The 13,648-nt window shown below is 52.3% G+C and carries 11 protein-coding genes; 9 read left to right on the top strand and 2 right to left on the bottom strand.

Annotated features, from left to right (window positions below; all coding sequences use genetic code 11):
- Window positions 1–48: 48 nt before the first annotated feature.
- The 7 genes from H7A79_RS04765 (at window position 49) to H7A79_RS04735 (ending at window position 6,237) form a co-directional block, all read left to right on the top strand.
- Window positions 49–444: a hypothetical protein gene (locus H7A79_RS04765; protein WP_187001218.1), complete on the top strand. Its 396-nt coding sequence runs from the start codon at window positions 49–51 to the stop codon at window positions 442–444.
- Window positions 445–480: 36 nt separating this feature from the next.
- Entirely contained in the window at window positions 481–1,776 is a 1,296-nt protein-coding gene (hisS, locus tag H7A79_RS04760) for a histidine--tRNA ligase (protein ID WP_187001217.1), read from the top strand.
- The gene (locus H7A79_RS04755) at window positions 1,777–2,406 is read left to right on the top strand and encodes a YfgM family protein (RefSeq protein WP_135033956.1); all 630 of its coding nucleotides are present in this window, start codon (window positions 1,777–1,779) and stop codon (window positions 2,404–2,406) included.
- A 399-nt stretch (window positions 2,407–2,805) separates the two neighbouring features.
- Window positions 2,806–4,263: a ribosome biogenesis GTPase Der gene (der, locus tag H7A79_RS04750; RefSeq protein ID WP_135033957.1), complete on the top strand. Its 1,458-nt coding sequence runs from the start codon at window positions 2,806–2,808 to the stop codon at window positions 4,261–4,263.
- Window positions 4,264–4,633: 370 nt separating this feature from the next.
- Window positions 4,634–5,005 carry a SirB2 family protein gene (locus H7A79_RS04745; RefSeq protein WP_135033958.1) on the top strand — a complete coding sequence of 124 codons (372 nt, stop codon included), beginning with the start codon at window positions 4,634–4,636 and terminating at the stop codon, window positions 5,003–5,005.
- 15 nt (window positions 5,006–5,020) lie between these two features.
- Window positions 5,021–5,545, top strand: coding sequence for a 2-amino-4-hydroxy-6-hydroxymethyldihydropteridine diphosphokinase (gene folK, locus H7A79_RS04740; RefSeq protein ID WP_135033959.1), 525 nt, complete (start codon window positions 5,021–5,023; stop codon window positions 5,543–5,545).
- 44 nt (window positions 5,546–5,589) lie between these two features.
- On the top strand, window positions 5,590–6,237 hold the full coding sequence (locus H7A79_RS04735; RefSeq protein ID WP_187001216.1) for a deoxynucleoside kinase: 648 nt from the start codon (window positions 5,590–5,592) through the stop codon (window positions 6,235–6,237).
- A 156-nt stretch (window positions 6,238–6,393) separates the two neighbouring features.
- On the opposite strand, the gene clpB is transcribed toward H7A79_RS04735, so the two are convergent.
- On the bottom strand, window positions 6,394–8,964 hold the full coding sequence (gene clpB / locus H7A79_RS04730; RefSeq protein ID WP_187001215.1) for an ATP-dependent chaperone ClpB: 2,571 nt from the start codon (window positions 8,962–8,964) through the stop codon (window positions 6,394–6,396).
- A 479-nt stretch (window positions 8,965–9,443) separates the two neighbouring features.
- Complete coding sequence (locus H7A79_RS04725; protein ID WP_187001214.1) at window positions 9,444–9,716, bottom strand: hypothetical protein; 273 nt, start codon at window positions 9,714–9,716, stop codon at window positions 9,444–9,446.
- Between the two features lie 247 nt (window positions 9,717–9,963).
- Between H7A79_RS04725 and H7A79_RS04720 the strand changes: the two genes are divergently transcribed.
- A complete protein-coding gene (locus H7A79_RS04720; protein ID WP_187001213.1) occupies window positions 9,964–10,896 on the top strand; it encodes a hypothetical protein in 933 nt (310 codons plus the stop codon).
- 131 nt (window positions 10,897–11,027) lie between these two features.
- Window positions 11,028–13,514, top strand: coding sequence for a MuF-C-terminal domain-containing protein (locus tag H7A79_RS04715; protein ID WP_246408076.1), 2,487 nt, complete (start codon window positions 11,028–11,030; stop codon window positions 13,512–13,514).
- Window positions 13,515–13,648 lie beyond the last annotated feature (134 nt).

The raw sequence follows: 13,648 nt of genomic DNA, 5'->3' as shown, positions 1-13,648 counted from the left end.
GTTATATTTTCAGACGGCCTCCAATATTCAAACAAAGCGAGGTGAAAGATGGCACCCGATTTACGCGAATTACTGTTAAGGCTTTATCTGCTCAACAATCCGAAAGTAGAACACAAAGTGTTTATCTACACTTATCAGGGTGTGAGCGACATGGCCGTGAACCCGTTTCAGTTTGTGGGCGCAGATTTGCTCGACAATGTTAAAAAAAGCCTGATTTTGCAGAACCTGCCTTCCGGCGAGATGATACAGGCTTTTGTTTCGCCTGCCGTATCAGGCAAGAAACAGGTTTGGGAAATTGAAAACACCATGCTTTACGGCAATAAAAGCGGTGTGTTGGTTTCTGTCGATTTGGATAAAGAAAGCGGCCAGTCCGAAAAATACAGACAATTTGCCGGTTTGACCACCAGTATGCTGCGCCAGTTTACCAACAGCGGCATCGAATAACAGGCCGTCTGAAAAGAATGCGGATATCGAAATACTATGGGACAAAAAATCCAAGCCGTTAAAGGCATGAACGACCTTCTGCCGGTGGAGCAGAAAGATTTCAAACTCACTGCCGCCTTTTGGCAGGCATTTGAAGACACCGTTACCCGCTGGGCGCGCCGCTACGGTTACAGCCAAATCCGCACCCCCATTGTGGAGCAAACCGGCCTGTTTGTGCGCTCCATCGGCGAAGAAACCGATGTGGTCGGCAAAGAGATGTATAGCTTTGCCGATTCCAACGATAAGCTCAGCCTGAGTTTGCGCCCCGAAGGTACGGCATCCTGCCTGCGTGCGGTGGTCGAACACAACCTGCTGTATAACGGCCCGCAAAAATTATGGTATATGGGGCCGATGTTCCGCCGCGAACGCCCGCAGAAAGGGCGTTACCGCCAGTTTCACCAGGTGGGTGTGGAAGCCCTGGGTTTCGAAGGTCCCGATATCGATGCCGAAATCATTGCTATGTCGGCAGACTTATGGAACGAATTGGGCATACGCGACTATCTGGTTTTGGAAATCAACAGCCTGGGCAACCGCGAAGAGCGCGCCGCCCACCGTGCGGCGCTGGTGTCTTATCTGGGCAGCCACAAAGACAAGCTCGATGAAGACAGCAAACGCCGTCTGTACACCAACCCCCTGCGTGTGCTCGACAGCAAAAAACCCGATTTGCAGGTAATCTGCAATAACGCACCGCACTTGACCGAATATCTGGGCGGAGCATCGCGTGCGCACTACGCCTCATTTAAAGCCATGCTCGAGGGCTTGGATATTGCCTATATGGAAAACCCCCGTTTGGTTCGCGGTTTGGACTACTACAACCAAACCGTGTTCGAATGGACAACCGACAAGCTTGGCGCACAGGCCACCGTTTGCGGCGGCGGCCGTTATGACGGCCTGATTGAAGAGCTGGGCGGCAAACCTGCGCCGTCTATCGGCTTTGCCATGGGGGTGGAACGCCTGCTGCTGCTGGTGCGGGAATACGGCGCACTGGCTTATCGGGCCGCACCAGATGTTTACGCCATGCACCAAGGCGAAGGCACCGCTTTGCAAGTGATGAAACATGCCCAAACCCTGCGCGATGCCGGATTCGATGTGCTGCAACACACCGGCAGCCAAAGCCTGAAAGCACAGATGAAAAAAGCCGATGCCGGCGGTGCACGCTTCGCCCTGATTGTGGCTCAGAACGAGCTTTCAGACGGCACGGTTACCCTTAAAGACCTACAGGGCACCCACGGCCAAACCACCCTTGATGCCGCCCTGTTGGTTTCCACCCTACAACAATGGAAGAATGCTTAAATGGCTGCACATATCCAAGAGCAGGAAGAGCTCGAAAATTTCAAATATTTCTGGAAAAGCTGGGGGCGTTGGCTGTTTGCCGCATTGGTGGCCGCCGCCTTAGGCTATTTGGGTTATGTGGTTTATCAAAACCATCAGGTAAAAAAAGACCAAGAGGCCGCAGCCGTACTGACGCAGCTGGTTGAAAAAGCGCAAAGCAACGCCGATGCCAAAGCAGTAAACGCTGATTTACGCAATCTCCAGCAGAATTACAGCGGCACGACTGCTGCCGCACAGGCCGCGTTTATGGTGGCCGGCACAGAGTTCGACAAAGGCAGCTATGACACCGCCGCCAACCATTTGAACTGGGTGCTAGACAACCAGAAAGACCCGGTTGTGCAGGCAATGGCTGCCCAGCGTTTGGCAGTTGTACGTTTGCAGCAAAACCAATATGAAGAAGCTCTCGCCGCCTCAAACACCAAAGTTGCCCCCGCTTTCGAACCCCTGCTTTTGGAAACCAAAGGCGATATTTATTTGGCACAGGGCAAAAACAAAGAAGCCTTGCAGGCTTACGGGCAGGCTTTGGCGCAGCTGCCCAAAGATGCCGCCAATAGGGAGTCGGTGCAGTTTAAGGCCGACCAATTAAAATAAAGGCCAAGACCTTTGCAAAATCCGTTTAGGCCGTCTGAAACATCCGATTGTCGTCATTCCCGTGTAGGTGGGAATCCGGCCTTTTAAAATTAACTGTTGTTTGATTTCAACGACTTGTGAAAATTGTATTGGATTCCTGCCTACGAGAAAATGGCGGAGCACAAACGTTTTCAAGTTTAAATTGGTTTTTTTGCAAAGGTTTCAGGCCGTCTGAAAACAGTAGGCTTGCAGGAAGCTTTCTGCAAGCCCTTTTGTTTGACGGCGTATCATCTCAAACCCCTGTGCTGCAGAATACAGCCGACGCAAACCAACGCTGTAATGATTTTAAAGAGGGGTGTCTATACAGCACCTGCTTGCCGCCTGAAACTTTTCAGACGGCCTGACACAGAAAGCAAAAATATGAAACCCACCATCGCCCTAGTCGGCCGCCCCAATGTGGGCAAATCCACCTTGTTCAACCGCCTCACGCGCAGTAGGGATGCTTTGGTGCACGACCTGCCCGGCCTCACCCGCGACCGCCACTACGGCCACGGCAGGGGGGGCAGCAAACCTTATCTGGTTATCGATACAGGCGGCTTCGAGCCGGTGGTGGACAGCGGCATTCTGCACGAAATGGCCAAGCAGACCCTGCAGGCGGTAGACGAAGCCGATGCAGTGGTATTTCTGGTTGACGGCCGCACCGGCCTGACCCCGCAAGACAAAATCATCGCCGACCGCCTGCGCCAAAGCCCGCGCCCTGTGTATCTGGCCGTGAACAAAGGCGAGGGTGCCGACCGGGCCGTGTTGGCCGCCGAATTTTACGAGCTGGCTTTGGGGGAGCCGTATGTAGTTTCCGGCGCACACGGCGATGGTGTGTATGACCTGATAGAAGCGGTTTTGGAACATTTTCCCGATGTCGAAGAAGAAACCGCTGCGCCCAAACACCCCGTGTTTGCCGTTATCGGCCGCCCCAACGTGGGCAAATCCACGCTGGTAAACGCCATTCTCGGCGAAGAGCGCGTGATTGCCTTCGACATGGCCGGCACCACCCGCGACAGCATCCACATCGATTTTGAGCGTGCCGGCAAACCGTTTACCATCATCGACACCGCAGGCGTGCGCCGGCGCGGCAAAGTGGAAGAAGCGGTTGAGAAATTTTCGGTGATTAAAGCCATGCAGGCCGTTGAGGCGGCCAACGTGGCCGTGCTGGTGTTGGATGCGCAGCAGGACATCGCCGACCAAGATGCCACCATTGCCGGTTTCGCCCTCGAAGCGGGCAGGGCGCTGGTGGTGGCGGTAAACAAATGGGACGGCATCAGCCAGGAGCGGCGCGAACAAGTGAAGCGCGATATTGCCCGCAAACTCTATTTTCTCGATTTCGCCAAGTTCCACTATATTTCCGCGCTGAAAGAGCGCGGCATCGACAGCCTGTTTGAGAGCATCCAATCGGCCTACAACGCCGCCATGATGAAAATGCCCACGCCGAAAATCACCCGCGTTCTGCAGGCGGCACTCGAACGCCAAGCCCCGCCGCGAGCCGGTTTGGTGCGCCCGAAAATGCGCTATGCCCATCAGGGCGGCATGAATCCGCCCGTTATCGTGATACACGGCAATTCATTGCAGGCCGTTTCCGACAGCTACACCCGCTATCTCACCCAAACCTTCCGCAAAGCCTTCAATCTGCAGGGCACGCCGCTGCGCATCCAATACAATGTGTCGGAAAATCCCTACGAAGAAGCGCAAGACAAACCCAAGAAAAAACCGCTGCGCCGTGCGGCGTTGAGCAACCGCATCGAAAAACGCGAAGGGCGCAAAGAAACAAAAAACCGCTTGAAAAAGAAGGCCAAAGTGAGTGTGAAAAAGCTGCACAACAAATAAACAGATCCACCCGTGTTGTTACAAAATACGTTTAGGCCGTCTGAAAAGCGCATGCCGCAAAAGCCGCCCGTTTTTCAGACGGCCTCGGTTTAATCATAATCGTTACAGCGAACCCTGCTTTAATAGTGAATCCCACTTTTTTCCGACACAAGGCAGCAAGCCGCAGACAGTACAGACAATACCAAACCGATTCTGCCGCCACACAGGCGGCCGGCAAAACCGTTCCCTTTGGCTGAGGCACAGAAATGCCGCAACGGAAACAAAGTGGGTTCACTATGCCGGCGAATACCCGAATACTGCCGAAGAATGCAGAATCGATGGCGGTTTCGGGTTACAATACAGGCCGTCTGAAAACACCAACCAAAATACCATGCAATATATCATTGTGAAACACAGCCATATGCTGTTTGCGGCCGTTACCGTGCTGCTGTTCAACCTGCGCTTTTGGCTGCGCGCCGCCAAACCCGCCAAACCACTGCCGAAAATCCTGAAAATCCTCCCTCATTTCAACGACACGCTGCTGCTGTTTACCGGCCTGTGGCTGATGAAAATCACCCATTTCACCCCGTTTGGCAATGCAAACTGGCTGGGCGTGAAACTGCTGCTGCTGTTGGGTTATATCGGTTTGGGCATGATAACCGTGCGCGCGCAGCCGAAAACCGGCAAAGCATGGGCGGGATATGGTTTATCGATGCTGTGCGTGGCGGCAATCATTTATCTGGCGCGTTACAAACCACTTTGACAGGCCGTCTGAAACATGATATCCAACACCGCCGTCATTGCGTTGGGCAGCAATCTGAACAATCCCAAACAGCAGATAAAAACAGCCTTGCAAATCATTGCAGGGCATCCGCAGATTGAACTGCTGCGCACATCTTCACTCTATATTACCGCGCCCGTGGGCTATGCTGACCAGCCCGATTTTATTAACGCCGTCTGCATCGTGTCTACCCGTTTGGACGCGGAGCAGCTGCTGGCTGTGTTAAACAGTATCGAAAGCAGCTTCGGGCGCGAGCGCAGCTTCCGCAATGCCCCGCGCACGCTCGATTTGGACATCATCGACTACAACGGTGAATCCGGCAGCACACCCTGTCTCACCCTGCCGCACCCGCGCGCCCACGAGCGCAGTTTCGTGATGCGCCCGCTGGCCGAAATCGCCCCCGATTTCCGGCTGGGCAACCACGGCCGCGCGGCAGATTTGGCAGAACGATTGGGCAGCGGCGGCATCGCCGTAACCGAAGCCGCGCCCGTGTTTTCAGACGGCCGCAAACAGGCCGTCTGAAACTTAACCGGCAACCACCCGACACCACGGAGAGACCATCCATCATGCACCACCGTTATATCGTAGTAGAAGGTTCCATCGGCAGCGGCAAATCCGAGCTGAGCCGCCGCCTGGCAGAATATTTCGATGCCCTGCATTTAACCGAAAGCCCCGAGCGCAACCCCTTTTTGGAACAGTTTTATCTGAATGCCGCCAACCACGGCCTGGCCACCGAGCTGTATTTTCTGATGCGCCGCACCGAAGCAGTGGAGCTGATTAACACCGAAGAAGAAAAAAACGAGTGCATCATCGCCGATTTTCTGCTTGAAAAAGACCAGATTTTCGTGCCGGTCGTGCTCAAAGGCAGCGACCCGGCCAACGAACAAACCCTGTTTTGGCAGATGAAGCGCAAGATTATGCCCGAATACCCGGTGCCCGATTTGGTGATCTATTTGCAGACTTCAGATGAAAACGCGCAAAAACGCCTGCAAAAACGGCAAGGCAGCATGATGAATGTTTTTCCGCCGGGTTATCTGGGGCAGATTCAAGACGAATACCGCCGCTTTTTCCATCTCTATCAAAACTCACCGCTCTTGATTGCCAATGCCGATGAGCTGGATTTCATCAACAATGACGACCACTTCGAAATGCTGTTGCGCGCCATGAGCGATATGCAGGGCAGCCGCCATTATCTGAATCTGAACGAAGTGTAATTATCGGGTTGGGCATAGAGAAAGAATCACAGGCCGTCTGAAACATTTTCAGACGGCCTGTGATTATGTCGAGAATCTACTTTATTTTCGGCACCGGGCAGTACGCCCGGCAACGTAACGGAAATAAAGCGGGTTCACGATAACGGCTTCAAATGCTTAGGCAAACACCAGTTTGTCGCCCTCGGCTTGCACACGAATCTCACTGTCGGGCCGGTAAGCGCCTTCCAACAGTTTGACCGACAACGGGTTTTCGATTTCTGCCTGAATCGCGCGTTTGAGCGGGCGGGCGCCGTACACCGGGTCGAAGCCGGCTTGGGCAATCACATCGAGCGCGGCATCGTCTACGGTTAAGCGCAGGTTCATGGCTTCGAGGCGTTTTTTCAGGCCTTCGAGCTGGATTTTGGCGATGTTGCGGATATTGGCCTGATCCAAACCGTGGAACACCACCACTTCATCGATGCGGTTGATCATTTCGGGGCGGAAATGTTCTTTCACGTCTTCCATCACCACGTCTTTCACCGCTTCGTAATCGGCGGTGCCGAGTTTTTGGATATGCTGGCTGCCGATGTTGGAAGTCATCACAATTACGGTGTTTTTGAAATCGACCGTGCGGCCCTGTCCATCGGTGAGGCGGCCGTCATCGAGTACTTGCAGCAGAATGTTGAACACATCGGGGTGGGCTTTTTCCACTTCATCGAGCAGAATCACGCTGTAGGGTTTGCGGCGCACCTGTTCGGTGAGATAGCCGCCTTCTTCGTAGCCCACATAGCCCGGGGGCGCACCGATTAGGCGGGCAACGGCATGTTTTTCCATGTATTCCGACATATCGATGCGGGTTAAATGGTCTTCGCTGTCAAACAGGAAATTGGCCAGTGCTTTGCACAATTCGGTTTTGCCCACTCCGGTGGGGCCTAAAAACAGGAAGCTGCCGTAAGGTTTGCCGGGGTCGGCCAAACCGCTGCGGCTGCGGCGGATGGCGTTGGACACGGCGCGCACGGCCTGGTCTTGGCCGACCACGCGTTTGTGCAGCACTTCTTCCATTTTCAACAGTTTGTCGCGCTCGCCTTCCATCATTTTGGCCACGGGAATGCCGGTCATGCGCGAAACGATTTCGGCCACTTCGTCTGCGCCGACTTTGGTGCGGAAGAGTTTGTTGGCCTGTTTCGCTTCGGGGTTGCTCTCGATGGCCTGCAACTGCCGGCCGAGCTTGGGCAGCTCGCCGTATTCCAATTCGGAGGCGCGGGCGAAATCGCCTTGGCGTTTGGCCTGCTCGATTTTCACCTTGATTTCATCGATTTGTTTTTTGATGTCGGCCGTGCCGGCGGAAGAGGCTTTTTCGGCTTTCCAAATCTCGTCTAAATCGGCGTATTCTTTTTGCAGACCGCCGATTTCTTCATCGATTAACTCCAAGCGTTTTTTGCTGGCGTCATCGTTTTCTTTTTCAACGTGCATCCGCTCCATTTTCAATTGAATGATGCGGCGGTCGAGCTTGTCCATCTGCTCGGGTTTGGAATCCAGCTCCATTTTGATGCGGCTGGCGGCTTCATCGATTAAGTCGATTGCTTTGTCGGGCAGGAAGCGGTCGGTGATGTAGCGGTTGCTCAATTCTGCCGCCGCAACGATTGCCGGGTCGGTGATATCGATGCCGTGATGGATTTCGTAACGCTCCTGCAAACCGCGCAAAATGGCGATGGTGTCTTCCACGCTGGGCTCGCCTACCAGCACTTTTTGAAAGCGACGCTCCAGTGCGGCATCTTTTTCGATGTATTGGCGGTATTCGTCCAAAGTGGTGGCACCGATGCAGTGCAACTCGCCGCGCGCCAGTGCAGGCTTGAGCATATTGCCCGCATCCATTGCGCCGTCTGCTTTGCCGGCACCCACCAAAGTATGGATTTCATCGATGAAAATCAATGTGTTGCCATCGTCTTTCGCCAAATCGTTGAGTACGCCTTTGAGGCGTTCTTCAAATTCGCCGCGATATTTGGCGCCGGCGATTAATGCAGCCAAATCAAGCACCAGCAGGCGTTTGTTGCGCAGGCTCTCGGGCACTTCGCCGTCAACGATACGCTGCGCCAAACCTTCAACGATAGCGGTTTTGCCCACACCGGGTTCGCCGATGAGCACGGGGTTGTTTTTGGTGCGCCGCTGCAATACCTGAACGGCACGGCGGATTTCATCATCGCGGCCGATAACGGGGTCGAGTTTGCCTTCGCGGGCGCGTTGGGTTAAATCAAGGGTGTATTTTTTCAGGGCTTCGCGTTGGTCTTCGGCATTGGGGCTGTCCACAGCCGCGCCGCCGCGCACCGCATCGATGGCAGCGTTGATGCTCTGCTCGGTGGCACCGGCATTTTTCAGGATTTTGCCGGTGGCGTCATTCTGCTGCACCAGCGCAAGCGGAAATAGCTCGCTGGCAATATAGGCATCACCGCGTTTGGCAGCGGCTTTATCCATCAGGTTCAGTACGGCCTGCAATTCGCGGCCGGGAAGGATTTCACCGCCCTGACCGGACACTTTCGGCAGGCTGTTTAAGGTTTGCTGCAACTGCTGTTTCACTTGGGCGACATTCACGCCGGCGTGGGCGAGCAGGGCGGTGATGCCGCCGTTGTCGTCAAGCAGGGCTTTGAGCACATGGCCGGCTTCGAGATAGCCGTTGTCGGCAGCCAGTGCCAGGCTCTGGCCGTCTGAAAGAGCCTGCTGGAATTTTGCGGTTAGTTTGTCGAATCTCATCTTTCGGTTTCCTTTGGTTTGATATTACGTTAACGGCTATATAGGGATTCCTGTGGATAACTCAAGACAGAAAGTCGGTTTTTGTAGCATTATTGTTATATATATTTTCTTTATAAAAATAAATTTTTTAAAAGTCTGTGAATAAATCGCTTATACAGTTTAAAAAGGTCGTCTGAAAACGGCTTTTCAGACGACCTGGCTTTGATACAGCCTACTTAAGTAAGTGGAAATTACAGAAAGACCTGTTCTACCTAACGCTGAAAATATTCCAAACAACATTGAAAGATCTGAAAATCAAATTCAACGTTCAGTTCGATTAAACCAGCGCAGCAGTATCCCTGTTACGAACATACTGATAGAAATTTGCCAATAAAACATATATTTATTGGGAAAAAGATATTTTATTCCCAGTGTTATAACGGCTGTGGATATAGCTATACACAGTATTGGCGAAACATATCTTGCCCATATTTTCATTTTTAAAAATATGGACTTCCAATTCTTGTGCCTACTGCGCTGGTCGTAAACGCGCCACCTGCCGTTAAAGCTGCAGAACGTATTCTGTTTACTGGGCTGAATAATCCACCAACACCTCCCAATGCCACGGCTCCAAGAAATCTATTTGAATCCTTTCCTCCTCCTGCAAGATAGCCGTATCCTGCTCTATAAGATCCGACAATTCCACCTATGGCATTGGCAACCCAACCACCTGATACATTTTGGATCTCAGTTGTATTTAACGTTTTAATCATTGTAAATGTCTCCTATGGAATGAAGTTAAAATGATTAAGAATTTTAAGCAAGATATTTAATTGCAAGAAATTATTAATTTAATGGATTAATATGTTTGGTAAGAGTTTTTATTAAAATGAATTTATATATTAAATTATTGGCTGTATATATTAATTATTTAGATTGTATTTCTTGTTTGCTCAATAGGTTTCATGATATATCCATCATCTTAAAAAATAAAAAATATTCAATTATGTATAATCTGTATTGATTAGCCGCTTTACCGATGCGGGCATCGACACCAACAGGGAGGCGGTGGCATCAAACGAAGGCGGCGGCTTGGGCATGAGCGCGCTCGAGCAGGCGCGTGTCGATGCGGATCGCCTGCCCGATTTCGGCTCGTTTGTGCCGTCTGAAAACGGAGAACTCAACACGCCAGCCAACCGTGGCTTTATCCGCGATTTTGTCGGCAGCATGCCTACTACGGTTCAGGCGCAGATGGTGGGGGCGGACGGCCAATTAAGCCAAGACGGCGTAAGGCGTTTGCGCAATGCCCTGCTGTATGGTGCATATGGCAACAGCCCCGCATTGAGCCGCATGGTGGAAAGCACCGATGCAGGGCTGAAAAACATGGTAAACGCCATGATGCAGGCCGCGCCCGCTATTGCGAAAGCCAAAAACCACATCAAAGACGGCGCGATGCACGATGCCGATATTTCCTCCGACATTGCGGCAGCCGTGGAAAAGATAAACGAGATACACGAAAGCGGCGGCAGCGTGGCCGATTATCTCGCCCAACATGGCATGTTTGAAGACGATTTACCGCCTGTTGCCCGCGAACTGGTGCGTTTCTTTGACGAACACCGCAGAAGCGCAAAAGCCATTTCAACTCTGCTGAAAAACTATTATGATTTGCTCGCCGCACAAGGCAACCCTGCCGAAGCCGACATGTTCGGCGGCGTGCGGACACCCGACAAACAGCAACTACTTCAAGAAAGCATAAAGAACTATGAGCAGCAACACGGCAGACAAGAACAGCGCGGCATCTTCGACAGAGCAGAGCCGACAGCCGCAACACAATCAGAGCAGCGACCCGCTGGGAATCTGTTTCAGACACTCAACCGCAACCCGAAAGCGGCGGCGCTGATGAAACAGGCGCTGGCGAAAACGCAGGCGGAGTTGGAGAACGGCAAAGAGTAGACGGCGCTGATTCAGACGGCCTGAAGCAGGAACGCCCCGCAGCAGGGCGCGGCAAATCAAGGCCGTCTGAAAAAAAGATATTCGAATCAACAGACAAACTCGGGTTTGCAGACCAAAACGGCATCAACACCGTGCGCACCGTCAGCGGGCGTGAAACCCTGCCGCTGCCCGACCATTACCAAAACCGCGAATACAAAACCGAAAACGCGCTGGGGCTGGCCATTTCCAAATATTGGAAAGCGTGGGATATGTGGCTGATGCGGGAAGCCTTTACCGAAGCGCAGGCCAACCGCGATACGGTAAACGCGCGGGCGTTCAAACGCAACTACAACAAAGCCGCCAACGAAAAGAAAGGCTATGCATTTTCCGCGCGCGGCAGCGTTTTGTCGGAATCGGACAGAGAAACCGTAACCAACTATCTTTTTAAAGACTGGCCGGTTCACCGCGACCCGTTTTACGAAGAGATGGAACTGGAAGACGGCAGCGGAAAATTCAGCCGTTCGGAATCCACGCGCCAAAAATACGAGCAGCGCATTGATGAACTGTTTAACGGCAGCAAGCCAAATATGCGCGGCGTTACCGTGCTAGACCTTTCCGATATGCTGGATATGTTGGGTTACGGCAATATGCCCGTGAATATCGTGGAATCGAAAGTTTCGGCAAGCCGCGACAACCACCCGCTGATGACTGCTGCCGTATGGAAAAAAATCCCTGATTGGATTGACAACCCTGCCGCCGTGTTTGAATCCGACACGGTTAAAGGACGCATGGTATTCATTGCGCCTGAAAAGGTTTCGGGGCGGCCTGTTCGTATTGTTTTGGAAGCAGGCAAGGATGCACTGAATGCCCATATTCTGATTAACGCTTACGATGCCGACAGCAAAATGCCGTGGCAGCGTTGGGTAAAAGACGGCCTGCTGAAATATGCAGATATAGGAAAAGCCCAATCCGTGTTGGAAAACTCCGCCGATAAGGGCGCGTTACCTTCCGACAGGCCGAACCGTAGTTCGACAGATGCGCAGGCGTTCCGTTCACGATTAAACGGCTTGCTGCAACAATCCGCAGGGCGTAAGAAAATTCTAACAGAAAAGAATCTGCAAGGCTACCGCAAAAACAATCCCGATGCGCGTTTTGAGCGCAGCGAAAGCAGGCCGTCTGAAATTTCGGCGGAAAGAATCGCCGAACTGGAAAGTGCCGTTGTTGCGGCTGTCGGCAAAAAGAATGCCGCCTTGATTGATGTGGTTGCGCTTGACGATATTTCGCGCCCCGACAATGCCGAAGACCTGCTCAATGCGCAGGGCTGGTTCGATCCGAAAACGGGGCGCATCACCCTGATTGCCGACAACCTGCCCAATGCCGACACGGCAAAGTTTGTGGCATGGCACGAATCGGCACACAGAAAAATCCATGTAGAAGGCTTAGCCAAATGGAGCGCGTTACTGCGGCAGGCAGACGGCAACACGGCGGTAAAAAGCCTTGCCGATGCGGTGATGAAGCAGCGGCGCGGCTATCGGGATACCGCAGCCGCAAACCGCATGGCGGCGGTGGAAGAAGCCATAGCCGAGCTTTACGCGGCCAAGCAGGAAAACAACCTTGAAGCATTGGAGCGCAAATACGGCATTTCCCTGCCCGCAGCGTTTAAAGACGGCTTGGGCGGGTATTTGGCGCGCGTTGCCGGGCGCATCAAAAATATCCTGAAAGATGCTTTAGGCATCGGACGCGATGCGTTTTCAGACGGCCAAGTGTTCGGCCTGCTGCGCCGTATCGATGCGGTTAAGCCGTCTGAAAAAGGAGTTGAACCCCTTGCAGGCGATACCCGCTACAGCCTGAATGAAGATGCGCAATCGGATTTTGCGCGGGCGGTTGATGCGGTTGTTGATGGCAAAGTAAATGCTGGATTTATCAAGCTGGGGAAAACCCCTGCCGTTCTTAAGATGCTCGGTATTCCCGATGGAGTAGTGCGTATCTCAGGCGGAACAATTGAGAAAGCAATAATCGGTTCTCTTGGCCGAAAAAATGCTTACGACAAAAACCGCCATTCTTTGCGGCCTGAAGATATGAAAAAGTTGCCAAAACAACTTAACAATCCTATTGCGGTTTTTGAATCCACAACCAAGAAAGACGCATTTGTTGTTTTGACGGAGCTTGTGGAACATGAGAACGGTAAAGATAAACCGGTTATTGCGGCTTTGCACATCAGTAAGGGTAAGCGAGACGTTGATTTGGTTGATATTGCCAGCGTTTACGGAAGACACGACAAGCAGCTTGAAAATGCGTTCAATAATAATCTGCTTTATATGAATAAGGAAAAAGGCCGGCAATTTCTGAAAACCCGTCCGCTTCAATTGCATTGGGATATTACTTCAGATGCCGACCTATCTAATCACAATATTAAAACAGATTCCGATTTGGCGCAATATGAATCTAAATTCAGCCGCGCTTCAGACGGCCAACATAACCCAAACGGCAGGGCCGATATGGGCAAAGAAGAGCGCGGCTGGTTTAATGAGATGGGCGAACTGAATGTAGGCTTGGCCGCATACAATAAGTTGTCTGAAATTATCAAGACGGCTGCCGAATCGGTAGGGTTGGCAAGGCATCATTGGATTTTTACTTGAAAAACAAACCTATTGATATGATGGATATGAAGTGCCCGCCGCTGAAACATCTGACCGCCAAAAAAAGTCGTTTGCCGGCGCGCGCAAACATATCGTGGAACAAATCCGCAAGCAGCTGTACTTTGTAAATATTG

It is taken from the genome of Neisseria musculi, from assembly GCF_014297595.2.
GTDB lineage: Bacteria > Pseudomonadota > Gammaproteobacteria > Burkholderiales > Neisseriaceae > Neisseria > Neisseria musculi.
This window is presented reverse-complemented; position numbering and strand designations above follow the sequence as displayed.

What these genes read in the sequence shown, in the direction of transcription:
- H7A79_RS04755 (WP_135033956.1), top strand. Translation starts at nt 1,777, where the DNA reads ATGGCTGCACATATCCAAGAGCAGGAAGAGCTCGAAAATTTCAAATAT.
- der (WP_135033957.1), top strand. Translation starts at nt 2,806, where the DNA reads ATGAAACCCACCATCGCCCTAGTCGGCCGCCCCAATGTGGGCAAATCC.
- folK (WP_135033959.1), top strand. Translation starts at nt 5,021, where the DNA reads ATGATATCCAACACCGCCGTCATTGCGTTGGGCAGCAATCTGAACAAT.
- H7A79_RS04735 (WP_187001216.1), top strand. Translation starts at nt 5,590, where the DNA reads ATGCACCACCGTTATATCGTAGTAGAAGGTTCCATCGGCAGCGGCAAA.
- H7A79_RS04765 (WP_187001218.1), top strand. Translation starts at nt 49, where the DNA reads ATGGCACCCGATTTACGCGAATTACTGTTAAGGCTTTATCTGCTCAAC.
- H7A79_RS04745 (WP_135033958.1), top strand. Translation starts at nt 4,634, where the DNA reads ATGCAATATATCATTGTGAAACACAGCCATATGCTGTTTGCGGCCGTT.
- H7A79_RS04725 (WP_187001214.1), bottom strand. Translation starts at nt 9,716, where the DNA reads ATGATTAAAACGTTAAATACAACTGAGATCCAAAATGTATCAGGTGGT.
- hisS (WP_187001217.1), top strand. Translation starts at nt 481, where the DNA reads ATGGGACAAAAAATCCAAGCCGTTAAAGGCATGAACGACCTTCTGCCG.
- clpB (WP_187001215.1), bottom strand. Translation starts at nt 8,964, where the DNA reads ATGAGATTCGACAAACTAACCGCAAAATTCCAGCAGGCTCTTTCAGAC.